The sequence below is a fragment of the Hyalangium minutum genome, assembly GCF_000737315.1.
Classification (GTDB): Bacteria; Myxococcota; Myxococcia; order Myxococcales; family Myxococcaceae; genus Hyalangium; species Hyalangium minutum.
This window is the reverse complement of record NZ_JMCB01000003.1, coordinates 780,960-798,216: the sequence shown is the minus strand read 5'-3', so window position 1 is coordinate 798,216 and position 17,257 is coordinate 780,960. Positions and strand designations below refer to the sequence as shown.

Below are 17,257 nucleotides of genomic sequence, written 5' to 3'. Positions count from 1 at the left end.
CTCTCTTTTGGAAGGATGAAGTGCTGCTTTGAATGAGTTATCGGGGGCAGCTACGAAAAGGTGCGTGCGGAAATACGAATTTTTAGCTGCCCTGTCAGATCAAGGCTTTAGCGGGTTGCGCCCCTGCTTCACCGTGTCCTCGAGCTCCGGATCAGGATTGGCCTGCACGGGCTTGCCCGCCGGAGCAGTCAGCTCCACGGCCTTCTTACGCGGCTCGTCAAAGCCGCTCGGGGCCTGGCCGGCCTTGATGGCCTCGACGCTGGCGCGCACGTTGGCCTCGATGGCCTCGGCGGTCGGCGGATTGACCCCCATCTTCCTCAGGTTCTCGTCGCTGACGACGAGGAAGGCGGGCTCCACGCCCGGGTTGTTCAGGTAGTAGCCAACGGTGTTCACGAACTCGTCGAGATCCATCTCGAGCTCCGCGGCGATCTTCGCCACGTTCGGATCCGAGAGGATCTTCGCGCGCAGCTCCGCGGAGATCGGCGGGGGGGCGTCGAGCTGCTCCACATCCGGTGCGTCGCTCATGCAAAACCTCGGGGGTTAGTAGGTATTAGGGGCAATGATTATGGTGGCGGCGGCCCGGCCTTGTCGATGGAACAGTGAACAGTGACGCTGGCCGCTGCTGTTGAACTGGGGGGACAGGAATAAACGCGCCCCTGGGGGATTCCGGGCGAAGTCCATGGTCCTGCCCTCCAGGCTCCGTATATAGGCGTCTGGAAACGCCTTCCGCGCAGAGTGTTCTTCTCCACTGTTCATGTTGATTGCTCGACCCTCCCTCGCCGCCCTGCTGTGCGCGTGGCTCGCCTCGAGCGCGCAAGAGGCAGCAGCGCAGACCCCTGACACCGCGGAGACGACCCAGACGCCGCGGAACCCCGAGTCCGGAGCGCGCCCCCTGGAAGAGGCCTCCGGAGAGCCCCTCACCTTGGAGCGCGCCGTGTCGCTCGCCACCGAGCGCAATGAGACGGCGCTGGCGGCCCAGCGCCGCGCCGAGGCCGCAGACGCGCGGGTGGCTCGGGCCCGGGCCTTCTTCTTCCCCGAGCTGACCGTGGTCGGCACCTATACCCGCCGCCTGAACCAGACGGTGCGTGAAGTCGGTGGCGAGCAGGTGGTGGTCCAGGCGTTCAATGCGCTTGGTGCCACGGCCACCGCGCGGGTGTCGCTGCTCGATGCTCGCGGCTTTCCTCTCTACCGGCAGGCCCGGCTGGAGGGCGAGGCGGCCGAGCTGGATGCCCGGGAGGCTCGCCGGCTGGTGGGCTTCGAGGCCGCGGATGCCTTCCTCTCCACGCTGGGCAATCAGCAGGTCTACGAGGCCGCCAAGCGGCGGCTCGAGTTCGCACGCCAGAGCCTGCAGGACGCCAAGGCCCGCGCCGAGGCGGGGCTCGCCAGCACCAACGACGTGACCCGTGCCGAGCTCGAGGTCTCCACCGCCGAGGTGCAGCTGGCCTCGGCCCGAGGCTCCGCTGATACGAGCCGCATCGAGCTGGGCTACCTCCTCGTTTCTCCCGTGGAAGGAGCGCTGGCCTTGCCGGAGCCGCTGCTGGCCCAGGCGGCGGGGATGACCGGCCAGCCCGCGGGGCTGGAGCAGGAGGCTCAGGCGCGGCGCCTCGACATTCTCTCCGCGAAGCTCAAGGTGGAGGCCCAGGAAGCCTACGCCCGTGAGCCCTTGGCCCGCTTGTTCCCCACGCTCGGGCTGAGCGGGCAGTACCGCCTCACCAACGAGACGGGCCTCGCTGGGCGCCGGGGCGATGGGTTCCTGGCGCTCGATCTGACGTGGAACCTCTTCGATGGGGGCGAGCGCTACGCCGACCGCCGTGAGCGCGTGGCGCTGGCTCAGGCCTTGGAGCTGGAGGCCACCGCCCGTACCCGCCGCGTGGGCGTGGATCTGCAGCGCGCCCAGGTGCAGCTCAGCAACGCCCAGGCTGCCCTGCGGCAGAGCGAGCTGGCTGCCTCCCAAGCGCGAAGGAACGCGGAAGAGACAGGGATCCTTTATAGGCAAGGACTGTCCACGGCCCTGGCGGTCGCGGACGCCTCGCTGCGCCTGTTCGAGGCGGAGGTGGCCATGGCCCAGGCCCGCTACACCCTGGGTGTGGCGCTGTTGGATTTGCGCGCCGCGTTGGGACTCGATCCTCTGGGGAAGGAGCCGTGATCGTGAAGCGAGGGATGGGACTGGTGGCCGCGGTGGCCGTGGTGGTGGCCCTGGGCACCGGCTGCGGCAAGAAGGAGGGCGAGGGCGCCCCAGCGGGAGGTCCTCCTTCGGGCAAGGCCGGAGGTGGCGGGGGAGGCAAAGGCGGTGGCGGCGGAGGTGGCGGCGGCCGTGGCGCGATGCAGTTCCCCGTGGAGCTGGCGCCCGTGGCGATCCGGGACGTGGAGTACGTCGTCGGCGCCGTGGGCTCCGTGGAGGCCTTCGAGCAGGTCCAGATCACCGCGCGGGTGGCGGGCGTGGTCGAGCGCGTGGCCTTCAGCGAGGGGCAGGTGGTGAAGAAGGGCGACGTGCTGGCGGAGATCGAGCCCACCCGCTACAGCCTCGCGGTGGACTCGGCGAAGGCGGCCCTGGAGAAGGCGCAGGCCACGGCCTCGGAGGCCCAGGCGGGGGCTCAGCGCCGGGCTGCGGTGAACGAGCAGCGCCCGGGCCTGCTGCCCGCGGAGGAGTTGGAGACCTTCCAGACGCGGGCTCGCACGGCGGCGGCCGAGGTGAGCGCGGCGAAGGCGGCGCGGGATCAGGCCCAGCTGAACCTGCGGGACGCGTACGTGCGCGCTCCCATGGAGGGCGTGCTGCAGACGCGCACCATCCAGACGGGCCAGTACGTGCAGCCGGGCTATGTGCTGGCCACGCTGCTGCGCCGAGATCCGTTGCTCGTGCGCTTCCGCGTGCCCGAGGCGGATGTGGGGCGCATCAAGCCGGGCATGACGGCGCGATTCACGGTGCGATCGGACAGCCGCACATACAGTTCGAAGATCACCCACGTGGCAGCTGCGGCGGACGATCAGAGCCGCATGGTGGCGGTGACCGCGGAGGTGTCCAAGGAGGAGGCCGACGCGCTGCGGCCCGGGGCCTTCGCCTCGGTGAGTGTGCCCGTGGACACGTCCAAGGGCGCGCCCGTGGTGCCCCAGACAGCGGTGCGCCCCAGCGAGCGCGGCTTCCTGGCCTATGTGGTGGAGGATGGCCGGGCGCGGGAGCGGGTGCTGGAGCTGGGGTTGCGCACGGCGGATGGCCTCGTGGAGGTGCGCGAGGGCCTCAAGCCGGGTGAGCAGCTCGTGGTGCGCGGCGCGGAGGCGCTGAAGGACGGTGCCGTGGTTCGCGTGGCCGAGGGCGCGAAGCCCGCGCTCACCGGCGAGCCCCGCCGGCCCACGGATGGCGGCAAGAGTGGAGGCGCCGGACAATGAGCATCACCGAAGCCTGCATCAAGAAGCCTGTCTTCGCGTGGATGTTGATGGCGGCCACCATCGTCTTCGGACTGGTGGCGGCGCATCGCATCGGCATCAGCCAGTTTCCGGACGTGGACTTCCCCACCATCAACATCTCCGTGACGTGGGAGGGTGCCTCTCCCGAGTCCATCGAGAGCGACGTGGTGGAGCCCATCGAGGAAGCGGTGATGCAGGTGGAGGGCGTCAAGTCCCTCACCTCCACCGCCCGCCAGGGCAGCGGCTCCATCACCGTGGAACTGGACCTCTCGCGCAACGTGGATCTGGCGCTCCAGGACGTGACGACGAAGGTGAGCCAAGCGCAGCGGCGGCTCCCCAATGACGTGGATCCGCCGGTCGTCTCCAAGACGAACCCGGAGGACCAGCCCATCATGTGGCTGGGGCTGTCCGGTCCCTACTCGCCGCAGATGTTGAGCGACTACGCCAACTACCGCGTGAAGGAGAAGCTGCAGACGGTGGAGGGCGTGGGCGAGGTGACGTTGGGCGGCTCGCTCGAGCGCAACGTGCGCATCTGGGTGGACTCCCAGAAGCTGGATGCCCGTGGGCTCACCGTCACGGAGGTCATCGCCGCGCTGAACCGCGAGCACGTGGAGCTGCCCGCGGGCCGCATCGAGACCGAGGGCCGTGAGGTCAACGTCCGCGTCATGGGCGAGGCGCTCAACCTGGAGACGCTGCGCGACATCATCGTCCGGCAACAGGACGGGGCCACCGTCTACCTGCACGATGTGGCGCTGGTGGAGGACGGCTTCGCGGACGTGCGCCGCCTGTCCCGCGTGGATGGCAACCCCGCCCAGGGCATGGGCATCCGCAAGCAGCGTGGCGCCAACGCTGTTGCCGTGGCCGCGGGCGTCCACGCCGCACTGGACGAGCTGCGCAAGGAGCTGCCCGAGGGCATGCAGCTGGGCATCAACTTCGACTCCACGCGCTTCATCGAGGAGAGCGTCCATGAGATCGAGTTCGAGCTGCTGCTGGCGTGCCTGCTGACGGCGCTGGTGTGCTGGATGTTCCTGGGCTCACTGTCCAGCACGCTCAACGTGGTGCTGGCCATCCCCATGTCGCTGCTGGGCACGGTGGCCGTCATCTACTTCCTGGGCTTCACGCTGAACACCTTCACCCTGCTGGGACTGGCGCTCGCGGTGGGCATCGTCGTGGACGACGCCATCATGGTGCTGGAGAACATCTACCGGCACGCGGAGATGGGGAAGGACCGGGTGCGCGCAGCGCGCGAGGGCACCTCGGAGATCACCTTCGCGGCCCTGGCGGCCACGCTCGCCGTGGTGGCCATCTTCATCCCCGTCATCTTCATGAAGGGGATCGTCGGCAAGTTCTTTCTCCAGTTCGGCGTCACTCTCTGCGTGGCCGTACTGCTGTCCTACCTGGAGGCCATCACCCTGGCCCCCGCGCGCTGCGCGCAGCTGCTCAAGGCCTCGCGCGAGCACCGCGGACGGGTAGGGCAGGCCGTGGATCGCGGCTTCGAGAAGCTCGAGGGGCTCTACGCGCGCGTGCTGGATAAGACGCTGAAGCGGCCGGGCTGGGTGCTGCTGGCCTCGGTGGTGGTGCTGGCCGGCTCGGTGTTCGTCTTCCAGGCGCTCCAGAGCGAGTTCGTCCCCTCGCAGGATCAGAGCCGGTTGATGATCCGCCTGCAGACGGCCGTGGGCAGCAGCCTGGAGGAGACGAACCAGCTCTTCCAGAAGGCTGAGAACTACCTCGCCACCCGGCCCGAGGTGACGCGCGTGTTCGCGGTGGTGGGCGGCATGGGTGGATCGGGCGTGAACACGGGCAACCTGATGGTGACCCTGGTGCCTCCGGATCAGCGCATGCCTCAGGCCGAGCTCCAGCAGATCGTCCGCAAGGAACTCAACTCGTACCCCGGCCTGCGCGCCGTGGTGCAGGACCTGTCGCAGAGCGGCTTCACCGCGCAGCGCGGCTTCCCCGTGGAGTTCAGCGTGCGCGGCTCGGACTGGGACAAGCTCGTCGAGGCCAGCCACGAGATGCGCGAGAAGCTCCAAGCCAGCGGCAAGGTGGTGGACGTGGACACGGACTACCAGCTCGGCATGCCGGAGCTGCGCATCCTCCCGGATCGCGCCCGAGCGGCGGACCTGGGCGTCTCCATCGAGGCCGTGGCTGCCACCATCAACTCCCTGGTGGGCGGGGTGCGCGTGGGCAAGTACAACGCCGGTGGGCGGCGCATCGACGTGCGGCTGCGGCTCCTGGCCGATCAGCGCTCGCGGCCCGAGGATCTCGCGGCCCTCAAGGTCCGCACCGCCAGCGGTGCACTGGTTCCGCTGTCCTCGCTCGTGCAGCAGGAAGAGCGCCCGGCGCTGCAGGCCATCACCCGCCGCGAGCGCGAGCGCGCCATCAGCATCTTCGCCAACGTGGCTCCGAACTCCAGCCAGCAGGAGGCCATTGCCTTCGTGGAGAAGGCCGCCAAGGAGATGCCCGGAGGCACCCGCGTGGTGCTCGGAGGCGCCAGCGTCGCCTTCCGCGAGTCCATGGGCAGCCTGCTGTTCGCGCTCTTCCTCGGGATCGGCGTGGCGTACATGGTGCTCGCTTCGCAGTTCAACTCGTTCCTGCACCCGGTGACGGTGCTCACCATCCTCCCGCTGTCCGTGGCAGGCGCCGCGTTTGCCCTGGGCATCACCGGCGCCACGCTCAACATCTTCTCCATGATCGGCCTGCTGCTGCTCATGGGCATCGTGAAGAAGAACTCCATCATCCTGGTGGACTACGCCCTGCAGCAGCGCGAGCAGGGCGCGGACGCGGTGGAGGCCATGCGGCGCGCGGGCCCGGTGCGGCTGCGGCCCATCATGATGACGTCTATCGCCACCATGATGGCGGCGGTGCCCGCGGCGCTGGCGCTGGGCGCGGGCAGCGAGACGCGTCAGCCCATGTCCATCGCGGTGCTCGGAGGGCTCTCCGTGTCGACGCTGCTGAGCCTCGTGGTGGTGCCGGCCTTCTACGTGGTGGCCGATCGCTATAAGGAGAAGCTGTTCCGCCGGCGCTTCTTCCGGGAGGTGGAGGAGTCTCCCAAGGAGAAGCCTTCCACCGCCGAGGGGTAGCACGCTCACTCTGGCCGTGAAGGGGAGATGAAGCCTAGGCTGGGGGCATGAAAAGACTGCTCCTGACCGCCTCCCTTGTCCTCTCCACCGCGGCCTGGGCCGATGTCGCTCCTGGCCCCGGCTGTGACTGCAACTCCGCTTCGGGTGTGCCGTTCGCGCTGCTGGGCGTCTTCGCCCTCTGGGCCGCCCGCCGGGCCCCCTGAGGCACGCGGCTACTTCTCGGGGAGGGACTCGAGCTCCAGGTGGGGCTTGAGGCTCGCCTCGAGCGCCTTCTTGTCGGTGAACATGACGGAGACGCCGGCGCGGGTGGTGCCTTGGGGCAGGGTGATGTGCACCACCGTGGCCTCCTGCTCTACCGTGGCTCCCGCGAAGTCCAGGCACAGGGAGAGGAGGACCTTGTCCTGGATGCGCAGCGGCTTGTCCGTGGAGATGAACGCGCCGCCCATCCGCAGCTCCCGCTCGTAGGCGGCTCGGAGCTGGTCGACGGTGGTGTAGTGCATCTCGAAGGTGGTGGTGTCCTTGTTGACGATGTCCGCTACCACCTCGCCCGGGTAGAGGAAGCGCACCCCGAAGCCTCCGGGGTCCACCTGTCGCAGCTCGGGAGGCACCTTGCGGTGCCGCTGCACGATGCCCTCGAACAGGACGAAGTTCGTCGAGTCCAGCTGCACCTGCAGGTGCACCCGCGTGTCCAGCGGGATGACGTCGCGCGTGAGGATGAAGGCTCCGCCCTTGGAGATGTCCCCGGTGACGCCGGACATCGAGAGATCTGTCGTGCCGAACCGGACCGTGTAGCGCTTCTTGAACCGCCGGTGCTGCCGCTTCTCCGCCATCGGCGACCTCCAAGGGGGGGCCAACCCCCACCCCCTCGTCCTACCCCAACTCTGCCACGGCCGGAGCTTTTCGGCGCTACGCCTCTGGTAGGGGAGAGACAGATCCGGGCCCCAGTTTCACCCGGAGGATGACTGGGGCCCGGAAGAGGGACTACTTCAGGAAGGCGCGGATCTTGTCCGGCTCCTGCTCGCCCTCGGGGCCGACGATGACGCTCTTGCCCTTGGCCACCACCACCACCACCCGATCGCCCAGGGCGAAGGCCGCCTTGAGATCGGGCCGGACCTGGAGCAGCTCGAAGTAGGCCTTGGACAGGAACTTCACCTTGAGCTGCTTGCCCGGGTTGGTGAGCGCCTCCGCGTCGATCCAGCCCCCGTCCCGGAACAGGTACGTGCGGCCCGCTGCCACGCGCACCGGCTCGCTCGCGGACGGTCCGCGCTCCTGCTCCTTCATCTTCTTCGTGGCGCGAGAGACGGCCACGGCGCCCTTGCCCTCGGCCACCGTCATGGACTCCGCGGGCGCAGGTGCGGCGGCGCTGGGAGCCGCGGCCCCGCCCGCGCGGGCACCCCGAGAGCTGCCGAAGAGATCGTCGAAGCTGTCACCATCCGCCGCCTTCGAGGCCTCCTCCATCCTCATGGGACGGGGCTCGGGGCGCGGCGGTTGGTCATCCCACGGGCGCATGACCGGCGGCGGCGGGGGGCGGTTGGCCACCACGGGCTCGTCCTCCACCACGAGGTAGCTGGTGTACGGCGTCACGATGCCGAACTTCTTGCCCAGGGTGATGACCTCGTCGCGCAGCTCGGGGCGCTCGCCGCGCAGGCGGATCTCCTCCAGCAGGAAGCCCACCTTGCGGATGGCCCACAGCCGGGGGATGAAGTCGTCGCGCGTGGCCTCGCGCGGCGCGGTGGTGCCGTACTCGAAGGTGCGCTTGTCGCCGTTCACGTAGCCGGTGAGCACCACCTTGGCGTCCCCTGACTTGCGGTACCGGCCCATCACCACCAGCTGCGTGCCCTTGAACAGGTCCGGCAGCTTGCGCGGGTAGAGATCATACGCGTCGATGGAGCTCATCTCGAGCGCCAGGTCCGCCAGCACGGGGTTGCTGACCTTGTCGTAGAAGCCGGAGACCTTCGTCTCGAACTCCTTGCCGTCGCGGACGAAGTCCGAGGTACCGGTGCCCTCGGCGGCGAGCCGGTCCAGCAGGCGCGCGTTCAGGTCCTCGCCGACGCCGAAGGTGAACAGGCGCGTCTTCGTCTTGCGGCCGTCCTTGGCGTGCTGGGCGATGACGGTCTCATCCGTCTCGCCGATGGTGGGCTGGCCATCGGTGATGAAGAGGAGCAGGTGCGGGTTGGGGGACTTGCCGTCATTGTCCTGGAGACCGCGCACCAGCGCCTCGTCGATGGCGGTGCCGCCCAAGGCCTCCATCTGATCCACGAAGGAGACGGCCTTCTGGATGTTCTCCTTGTTGGCGGGCTTGAGCGCGGTGAAGAGCGGCTCCACGTCCGTGGAGAAGCGCACCACGTTGAAGGTGTCCTGGGGGTTGAGCCGGGTGACGCAGTACTTGAGCGCATCCTTGGCGATCTTCATGCGCTCGCCCTGCATGGAGCCGGAGGTGTCGATGACGAAGGTGACGCGCTTGGCGCCGATCTCGTTGGGGCTCACCTCCGTCTTCGGGGCGATGAGCGCGATGAAGTAGCCGGGCTCGTCCCCTTGCTTGTAGGTCAGCAGCGACAGGCCCACCGCCTTGTCCGAGACCGAGTAGTACAGGTCCAGATCCTTGGAGAGATCCGCGCCGCCCACCTGCTCCAGGCCGACGATGGCGGAGGACTCGCCCCGGCGGGACACGTCCATCTGGTGCGTGGGCGAGTAGATGCTGCGCAGCGGCGTCTTCGTGTTCACCTTGGCGCTGAAGGTGAAGTCGCGGGTGGCCTTGCCCTCCACGAGCCGCCAGTCCGAGGGCTGCGCCTTGGCGGTGGCCCCGAGCGGGTAGTGGTAGTGGTAGAGGCCGCTGGAGTAGTTGAGCACCTGGCTGAAGGCGAGCTCCACCTTCTGCTCGCCCCGGGCGGGCACCGGGAAGACGCGCATGCGGAACACGTCCGAGTCCACGTACTCGAGCAGCCCAGGATCCGCGAGCCGCCGGACGATGCCCTCATAGATGGTGGTGGCCTTCTCCTTCTCCAGCACCTCGCCCTTGGTCTTCTTGCCGTTGACCCACAGGTAGAACTCGGAGAGCGCGGCCCCCTTGGGCAGTGGGAAGATGTAGTGGGCCTCCAGCTGCGACGGGCTGTCGTTCTGGAACGTCTGCTCCACGCGGGTGACGGCGGTGCCGTCCTGGATCTCCACCGTGACGCGCTGTGTCTTGATGGCCAGGGGCCGCGCGTTGGGCGTGGTGGGCAGCAGCAGGCCCTGGGCCGAGGCAAGCATCGGCAGCAGGACGGCGGCGAGCAGCAACAGACGATGAGGGGCGTACACGGTGGTTTGTCTCCTCTGAGAACCCGAGGACTGCTTCAACGCACGAGACTCCAGCGCGGTCTACCTACAGCCGCGCCTACTCCTGGGCGACACCCTTCTCGGTGGGCTCGGGGGCGTCGCGGACCTCCAGCCGCATCTCGTCGGAGGTGGCGCGCAGCTCGGGAGCGTACATGGCCTCCACGCGGGCGGGCAGGGCGTGGAAGCGGCCCGGGACCTCGGCGCGCAGCTCGTAGGAGAGCTTCGTCACGCCGACGGGGATCTGGGACAGGAAGAAGGCCACGCGATCCGAGCGCAGCTCCACGTGGGCGCAGCGGTACTCGCAGACCTCCGGGCCGCTCTTCTGGGCCACGGCCTCGAAGCCCGCGGCCTTCAGGTCCTCGATCATGAGGAACTCCATGGCCTTGTTCGCCTTCACCTCGAGGTCCACGCGGACGCGGATGCCGGACTCCACCGGCATGCCGTACTCGGCGCCTGCGCTCACGCGCTCGGAGGGCGCGGCGGGCTTGCCCAGCAGGGTGTAGGTGCGGGCCACCTTCACGTCTCCGCCCACGCCCTTCACGTTCTCGTCGCGGTTGTACACGTCGAAGGTGGCCGCGTAGTAGCCCGTCACCGGCGCGCCGTCCCGCTTCAGCGTCACCGTGTTCATCCCGGGCTGGAAGGCCGCGTCCGACAGCACCACCGGGCCGGACAGATCCAGGCCGCCGGAGCCGAAGCGGATGCGCGAGGCCTCGCGCCCGTTCACCTCGACAATGAAGGTGCCGGAGGACTGCGCGGCCTTCTCTCGCACGGCGAGCTCGGACAGGGCGTAGAGCGAGAAGGCCGTATCCCGGGTGGTGCGCCACTTTCCGCCGTTGCGGCGCAGCACGAGGAAGTCGGTGAGGGGCTTCACCCATGGGCTGTTGGGATCGTACCGGTAGAGGGCCATGAGCGTGTAGGCGGTGGCCTCGATGGCCTCGGAGGTCTGCCACGCGTCGTTGGCCTCGCCCACGGAGGCATCCTGGCGGTCCTTGGCGGCCTGGAGGATGTCGTCCAGGTTCTCCACGGCGATGCGGGCGCGCTTGTCATTGGAGGCCAGCAGCGCCAGCGCCAGGAGGGCCCGGCTGCGCTTGGAGAGAGAGCTCCGGCGAGAGAAGGCCTTGTCGAGCGCGGCCTTGGGCGCTCCACCGGTGGAGGCCAGCGCGAAGACCATCCAGGTGTGCTCGTCCGGATCCCGGAGCGCCGCGCCGAGGTGGTCCTTGAGGTACTCACGGCCGCGTGCCACCACGTTGGGGTCCACCTGCAGACCCGCGGCCTTGCCGAGCGACAGGCCATAGATGACGTAGGCCGTCATCCACCGGTTGGTCGCATCGGACTGCCACCAGCCCCAGCCACCGTCGCCGTGCTGGAAGCCGTAGAGGCGCTTGAGGCCCGCGTCGACCATGTCGTCCAGGTCCGCGGGCACGCGGGAGGAGGGCAGTCCCAGCTCACGTGCCGTTTTCGCGGCGATGGCGGCGGGGACGAAGCGCGAGAGCGTCTGCTCCACGCAGCCGTACGGGTACTGCGCCAGGTACGGCAGTGCGTCCATCATCACCGAGACGAGGGTGGGGGAGACGGTGAGCTCGAAGCGGGTGGCGCTGGCGTTGCGCTGCTCGGGGAGCTTCATCTGGAGCTCCACCGAGTCCGAGAGCCGCCCGGAGAACGCGGCGCGCTGAGCCGAGCCGTGCACGACGACGGGCAGCGTGAGCTCCATGGCGTCCTTCGCGCCACCGCCTCGGGCGATGGCCTGGATCTTCACCTCGCCGGGCTTCACCACGCGGTAGCGGACATCCACCCGGGCATCCCCTCCGGCGGGCACCTCGACTGTGCGTTGGGTGGGATCGAGGGGCTCGAAGCCGGGAGCGTCAAGGGAGACGCGCACGGTGGTGGCGGCCTTGAGTTGGCTGGACACGAGGGCGGAGAGCGTCACCTCGTCCCGCTCGGTGAAGAAGCGCGGTGCCTGGAGGCGGACCATGAGCGGCTTCTCGGTGCGGAAGCTGGCCTTGCCCATGCCCATCTGCTCGCCCGTGCTCATCGCCACCACGAGCGTGCGGAAGCGGGTGAGTGAGTCCGGCACCCGCAGCTCCAGCTCCTTGCGCGGGCCGCTCAGGGGGACCTGCGCGAACCACCCCGCGGACGAGCTGAAGTTCGTCCGGACCCGCACCGGATCTTCGCCTCCTCCTCCACCGGGGGCACTGGGCTTGGCGGCAAGGCCCTCCGAGTCTTTGTCTCTGCCGAGCTCGCGCTTGGCCTTGCTGGCCTCCTTCGCAGGGCCTGCGCTGCCCAGCATGTCCGCGGTCCTGCGGGCCTCCTGCGTGATGGGGGCGGCGGAGGGGGCGGGCGCGAACGCCTTCTCTTCCGCGCGGTCATCTTCGTCCCTGGGCGCGGACTCGGGAGGCGGCTGCTGCGCTTTGTCGCCAACGCGTCGGAACGAACGCTGGTTCTGGGTGTACGCGGTGGTGACCCACTGCTGCTGCGGACGCCGGCCGAAGTGCGCGAGCAGATCGCCCCGGTCCGGCTCGATGGCGAAGAGCGCCTCGTCCACGGAGGAGACCATGAGCTCCACCTCGCCCTGGGCGCCCTTCACGTCGATGCGGGCCTTCTGCGGATCACCAGGCTCCACCACCTCCGAGGCGTGGGAGACGTTCACCTGGAGTGCGTTGTCGGTGCCGGAGACCTTCACCATGGCCTGTTGCTGGAGGAAATTGCGCTGCTCGAACCGGGAGACCTGGAGCCAGGCGTTGGGCGTCATGGCGGCGGTGAGCGGCAGCTCCACGAAGCGAGCACGGCCGGTGAGCGGGAGCGCCTTCGCCGCGTGCAGCCCGTGCCCCTCGACGGTGAAGAGCACGTGCCCGCCGCTGGTGGGACTGACCACGAGCGCGCGGACGGTGCCTCCCACCGCCAGCGGCGCGCGATCGGTGAGGAGCGCGAAGCCCAGGTTGGGAGGAGTGAGGGGCTTCACGTCGCTCGTGAGCCACACGTCGGTGGAGGTGTAGGGCGGATCGGTGTCCGGGGCTCCAGCGCGGCGAACCTCGATGCGGGCGGCTCCCACGGCATCACCGTCCAGCACGGCCTCACCGCGCCCGCTCGCGAGCTGCACGGTGCGCGTGAGGATGCGGCTCAGGCCTCCCTCCTTCTCGATCCGCAGCAGCCGCACCTCCACCGAGGGAGACTGGGGGTGGCCGTTGGCGTCCTCGGCGCGGAGCTTCACCTTGATGGATTCGCCGGGCTTGTAGAGGAGACGATCGCTGCGCGCGTCGACGAAGACGGGGGTGGAGGACACATTGATGGAGCCGCTGCCAGTCACCTCGCGGCGGCTGGCGTCGGTGATGAACACCTGCACCTGATAGCTGCGATCGCCGGGGTTCTGGGGCTTGGGCAGTTCCAGCTCCGCGCTGCCGTCCGCGCCCGTCTTGAAGGTGAGGGTCGTCTGCTGGTACGTGGGCCGCCAGGGACGGCGGTGGCGGTAGGAGGGCGCCTCGTCATAGTCACCAGAGTCCCAGCCACCCCAGGTCACCTCCACGTCGTCCTCCCAGCGCTCCCAGACGTGCGCGTAGCCCTGCTCGGTGACGATGGCGCGGCCGGTTGCATGGGCCACAGGGCCTCCGGAGTAGCGCGAGGCGGAGATCTTCACTTTGATCGGCTGATCCGGAGCCGGGCTGCCCACGGGCTCCACGGACACCTGGAACTCGGGGGGCTTGAACTCCTCCACGCGGAAGACGCTGTTCGACTGCTGGAAGGACAGGGAGTCCCCCGCGGCGCTCTCCACGTAGAAGCGCCACTGGCCCAGGGTGGCGTCCTTCTTCAGCGGGAGCTCGAAGGAGGCGGTGCCGAAGGCGCTCGTCGTGAGCTCCTTCGAGAGCACCTCGCGGGACTGCGCGTCGTAGACCCGCACGCGCACGGCCTTGCCCGCCACTGGCGTCGAGGCCCCCGTCGCACGGCTGCGCAGGAAGAGCTTGGCCCCCACGGTCTCGCCCGGCTTGTAGAGCGGCCGATCCGGCAGCACGTACGCGAGCCAATCGCGCTGCTCATTCGTGGAGTAGCCGCTGGCCCAGCCTCGGGCGAAGGCGGCGTTTGCGCCCGAGCGAGCCCAGGCGGAGATCGCGCTCAGCTGGCCCCGGTGCTTCAGGGGGATGCGGGCCAGGCCCGTCTCGTCCGTGCGGCCCTGGAACTGGGTGTGGCGCGTCTGGTTGTCGTAGCTGGAGACGAAGACCACGACCTCCGCGTTCGGGGTGGCCTCGCCCGTCGTTGCGTCGGCCACGAAGACGGCGGCCTCGGTGGGAGCGGTCTTGAGGACCAGGGCCAGCGGGGTGACGAGCAGCCAGTCGGACGCGCGCTGCTCTCCGTCCTTGGCCTCCACGATCCAGGTGCCCGGTCCGGGTACCTCGATGGGCTCCTCCAGCGACGCGGGCGCGTAGGGCGCGGGGGCGGTGAGCTTCCGGGTCCAGCGCTTCACCACTTCGCCAGGGGCGCCCATGGGCTCGGAGGCGAAGATCTTCTCCGCGCTCTGCTGGAGCGGATCGGCGCGGTGCAGCGTGAGCGTCACCTCCTCGATGTTGCGGAAGGAGATTCGCAGCGAGGGCTTCACGCCGGGCTGCTCGATGTACTGCGTGCTGACGGAGAGCTGAGGCCGCCGGATGTTCTCGCTGCGCTCGCGCGCCTGATCGAACACGTTGCTCGTGGTGCCATTGAAGCGCGAGCGGATCTGCGCATAGAGGTCGAGCGCCGCCGGGTACTCCTGGGTGCTCTCCTTGCGCTGGGCCAGCAGGAAGAGCGCGTCATCGGCGAACTCGGTCTGGCCCTTGCCGAGCTCCAGCAGCTCCCGGTCCGCGCGCGCGAGGCGCTCCTTGTCGCCCGTGGCGTGCCACGAGCGCGCCCTCAGGAAGAGGGCATGGGCACGGTCATTGGCGGAGGGCTCCATCGAGAGCACGCGGTCGCAGATCCCCTCGATGCTCTTGGTGTTGTAGAGCTGTTGCTCCATCTGCTGGAGCGCCATTCGGAAGAAGATCGCGCGGGCCTCCTTGGCCCACCGGCCGCCGGAGCCGCGTGCCACGGCCTCGAGCTGATCCAGGGCGACGAGGACGCGGTTACCCTTGCCATTGGGCATCCAGGTGTCGCCGCGCTCGACCAGGGTGGCGTTGGCGAAGGCGCGCGGCAGGTCCACGGGACCGGTGGAGTCTCCCTCGGCCCGGAGGGTCTGCTGCGCGGCCGAACCGTCCTTGCCCGCCAGCCAGCAGGCCCGGGCGCCCTTCACCTTGGCTTCCTGGGTCAGGGCGGAAGAGGGGTGTTTGCGGAGAAAGTCCTTGAAGGCGTCGCAGGCACGCGCCAGGGACTGCTCCGCGAGGTAGCGATTCGCTGCGTCAAAGCTGGACTGCTCCGCCTGGGGGACGGTAGGCGTGGGGACGGCGGCGGCTTGGGCGGGGCCTGGGGCCAGGAGCCCCAGGGCCAGGAGGAGCACAACCGCGAGGCGGGCAGGGTGGAACACGGTGAAACTCCGGGCTTGGAACGTGCGTGGCACCATCAACGCATCAGTCGCGAATAGAATCTATCGGGCACGCATGAATCTCTTGAACCCCCCTCTTTTGGCGTTCCTCGTGGCGCTCACGGCCCCCGCGGCGCTCGCGGAGCCTGTCACGGTCAATCCCGAGACGCAGCTGTCCCTGGACTTTACCGTGAAGGACGCGACCTCGTGCATCCTGAAGCCTGCGGAGCGGTACGACCCACAGGCCTGTGCGGGGATCCCCAAGAAGGACGCCGCGGATCCGGCCAGCGGAGACCCGGGTGTCCGCGCGCTGGTGATCGTGAGACAGGCTGAGAACGTGTTCGTCCTCACGGTGGCGAGCATCAAGAGGTCCGGGATCGGCCAGATGTACGATCAGAACATCCAGGGCTTCCTGGAGGGTACGCGCCAGCGGCTGACCGAGGACTTCGGCGCGTCGGTGAAGGACGCGGCGAGCCCGGAGAAGCCGTACACGCTCCAGCGGGTGGGAGGCGTCCCGGTGGTGCGGTGGGAATACACGACGGAGCTGCCCGAGGAGGACGACCGGGCGCACACGGCCAGCGCGGTGGTGTACCTGATTCCCTCGAAGGACACGCTCGACATCCTCTCGATCAACACGCACCAGCGGAACCTGGCGGCGGCCCAGAGCGTGGGCGATCAGGTGATCTCCACGCTGCGACTCCCGCTCACGATCGACGCGGACGCGTTCGGGGGGGACATGGCCTTCGCGCTGGGGAAGGACATCGCCAGCGGCCTGGTGCTCGTGGCGCTGGTGGTGGGGCTGGCTGTGGCGATGTGGCGGCGCTCCCGGAAGGCGAGCTGAGCCGCTCGAAAGAGAGGGACACGGGCTGCCTGGAAGGGAGTAGGGTGGGGGGCAAGAGCGTTCTGCTCTATATCCTCCGAGACGGCCCTTGAACGGACAGCCCCAGCAGCATCGCATCGCCCTCTTTCTCGACTTCGAGAACCTGGTTACCAACACCGGCATCAGCTCCACGAACTTCGATCTCCAGCCTTCGCTCGATCGGTTGCTGGAGAAGGGCCGGGTGGTGTTCCGCCGCGCTTACTGTGATTGGTCCCGCTTCGCGGAGGCGAAGGTCCGCCTGCACGACTATGGGGTAGAGCTGCTCGACGTGCCGCCCTCGACACGCTCGGGGAAGAACGGCGCGGACATGCGCTTGGTGATTGACGCGCTGGAGCTCTGCTATGCGCGCGAGCACATCGACATCTTCGTCATCGGTTCGGGGGACAGTGACTTCTGCCCGCTGGCCTACAAGCTGCGCGAGAACGGCCGCACGGTGATCGGGCTGGGGGTGAAGGGCTCCACCTCGCCGCTCTTCGTGAAGGCGTGCGACGAGTTCCTCTACCTGCGTCCCAAGCAGGCGCGAGGGGAGAAGGACGCGCGGGACTCTGTCAGTGCCGAGGAGGCGTCGGCCCAACCGGCGCGTGGGCACCGAGGCAAGGGACAGGCCGCAAAGGGTGCCGAGTCCGAGACGGCTTCCGGTGGGCACAAGGGCAAGCACAAGGTGCCGGAGATCGCGCGCTCGGTGGTGAAGCGGCTGCTGGGGAGCGCGACGGGGCCGATCAACCCCTCGCGCATCAAGGAGACGATCGTTCGCAAGGAGCCAGACTTCGACGAGCGGGACCACGGCTTCCCCACGTTCGCGCGGCTGCTGGAGGCGATGGAGCACGAGGGGTTGCTGAAGCGGCAGCAGCAGGGCCGCCAGTGGTACGTGGTGTCTCCGGAAACTCCGACTCCCACGCGAGGTGGGCACTCGAAGCGTGGAGCGGCGCAAGCGGCTCCCGAGGAGCTCGAGGACGAGGAGTTGGAGGAGTACCCGGACCCCGAGGACTCGGAAGGATAGCCGCCGGCCGAGCCCTCGCCCGTGTCCTCACTCCCACGGGTTGTCATGCAGTGAACCCACTCTCAGCTTGGGGAGCAGTAGCAACCAGCAAGCAACCGTGT

Annotated in this window: 10 protein-coding genes; 6 read left to right on the top strand and 4 right to left on the bottom strand. The window is 68.8% G+C overall.

Going from position 1 to position 17,257, the window contains the following annotated elements:
- Positions 1 to 99: 99 nt before the first annotated feature.
- Positions 100 to 525 (bottom strand): hypothetical protein, encoded by a 426-nt coding sequence (locus DB31_RS44650; RefSeq protein WP_052419836.1) that lies wholly within the window; start codon positions 523 to 525, stop codon positions 100 to 102.
- 229 nt (positions 526 to 754) lie between these two features.
- Here DB31_RS44650 and DB31_RS09765 point away from each other — a divergent pair, with 229 nt between their 5' ends.
- From DB31_RS09765 to DB31_RS48710, 4 genes are read left to right on the top strand one after another with little or no spacing between them, the layout of a single operon-like run.
- Positions 755 to 2,146, top strand: a complete 1,392-nt coding sequence (locus DB31_RS09765) for a TolC family protein (RefSeq protein ID WP_044185628.1) — start codon at positions 755 to 757, stop codon at positions 2,144 to 2,146.
- Between the two features lie 14 nt (positions 2,147 to 2,160).
- Positions 2,161 to 3,384 (top strand): efflux RND transporter periplasmic adaptor subunit, encoded by a 1,224-nt coding sequence (locus tag DB31_RS09760; protein ID WP_044186191.1) that lies wholly within the window; start codon positions 2,161 to 2,163, stop codon positions 3,382 to 3,384.
- Positions 3,381 to 6,482 (top strand): efflux RND transporter permease subunit, encoded by a 3,102-nt coding sequence (locus DB31_RS09755; protein WP_044185625.1) that lies wholly within the window; start codon positions 3,381 to 3,383, stop codon positions 6,480 to 6,482. The genes DB31_RS09760 and DB31_RS09755 overlap by 4 nt, the downstream gene beginning before the upstream one ends.
- Before the next feature lie 47 nt (positions 6,483 to 6,529).
- Positions 6,530 to 6,685 (top strand): hypothetical protein, encoded by a 156-nt coding sequence (locus DB31_RS48710; RefSeq protein ID WP_157231901.1) that lies wholly within the window; start codon positions 6,530 to 6,532, stop codon positions 6,683 to 6,685.
- A gap of 9 nt (positions 6,686 to 6,694) precedes the next feature.
- Here DB31_RS48710 and DB31_RS09750 read toward each other — a convergent pair whose 3' ends face one another.
- The 3 genes from DB31_RS09750 to DB31_RS09740 form a co-directional block, all read right to left on the bottom strand.
- Positions 6,695 to 7,312 (bottom strand): PilZ domain-containing protein, encoded by a 618-nt coding sequence (locus DB31_RS09750; RefSeq protein WP_044185622.1) that lies wholly within the window; start codon positions 7,310 to 7,312, stop codon positions 6,695 to 6,697.
- A gap of 151 nt (positions 7,313 to 7,463) precedes the next feature.
- Positions 7,464 to 9,779 carry a VIT and vWA domain-containing protein gene (locus DB31_RS09745; RefSeq protein WP_044185619.1) on the bottom strand — a complete coding sequence of 772 codons (2,316 nt, stop codon included), beginning with the start codon at positions 9,777 to 9,779 and terminating at the stop codon, positions 7,464 to 7,466.
- A gap of 76 nt (positions 9,780 to 9,855) precedes the next feature.
- Positions 9,856 to 15,279, bottom strand: a complete 5,424-nt coding sequence (locus DB31_RS09740) for an alpha-2-macroglobulin family protein (RefSeq protein ID WP_169787026.1) — start codon at positions 15,277 to 15,279, stop codon at positions 9,856 to 9,858.
- Between the two features lie 73 nt (positions 15,280 to 15,352).
- Between DB31_RS09740 and DB31_RS09735 the strand changes: the two genes are divergently transcribed.
- Together DB31_RS09735 and DB31_RS09730 are read left to right on the top strand one after the other, a co-directional pair.
- Positions 15,353 to 16,117 carry a hypothetical protein gene (locus tag DB31_RS09735; RefSeq protein ID WP_157231899.1) on the top strand — a complete coding sequence of 255 codons (765 nt, stop codon included), beginning with the start codon at positions 15,353 to 15,355 and terminating at the stop codon, positions 16,115 to 16,117.
- 88 nt (positions 16,118 to 16,205) lie between these two features.
- Positions 16,206 to 17,156 carry an NYN domain-containing protein gene (locus DB31_RS09730; protein ID WP_044185611.1) on the top strand — a complete coding sequence of 317 codons (951 nt, stop codon included), beginning with the start codon at positions 16,206 to 16,208 and terminating at the stop codon, positions 17,154 to 17,156.
- Positions 17,157 to 17,257: the final 101 nt, after the last annotated feature.

Bases quoted from the DNA above. Each gene is read 5' to 3' on its own strand.
- DB31_RS44650 (WP_052419836.1), bottom strand. From the start codon at position 525: ATGAGCGACGCACCGGATGTGGAGCAGCTCGACGCCCCCCCGCCGATC.
- DB31_RS09765 (WP_044185628.1), top strand. From the start codon at position 755: ATGTTGATTGCTCGACCCTCCCTCGCCGCCCTGCTGTGCGCGTGGCTC.
- DB31_RS09760 (WP_044186191.1), top strand. From the start codon at position 2,161: ATGGGACTGGTGGCCGCGGTGGCCGTGGTGGTGGCCCTGGGCACCGGC.
- DB31_RS09755 (WP_044185625.1), top strand. From the start codon at position 3,381: ATGAGCATCACCGAAGCCTGCATCAAGAAGCCTGTCTTCGCGTGGATG.
- DB31_RS48710 (WP_157231901.1), top strand. From the start codon at position 6,530: ATGAAAAGACTGCTCCTGACCGCCTCCCTTGTCCTCTCCACCGCGGCC.
- DB31_RS09750 (WP_044185622.1), bottom strand. From the start codon at position 7,312: ATGGCGGAGAAGCGGCAGCACCGGCGGTTCAAGAAGCGCTACACGGTC.
- DB31_RS09735 (WP_157231899.1), top strand. From the start codon at position 15,353: ATGAATCTCTTGAACCCCCCTCTTTTGGCGTTCCTCGTGGCGCTCACG.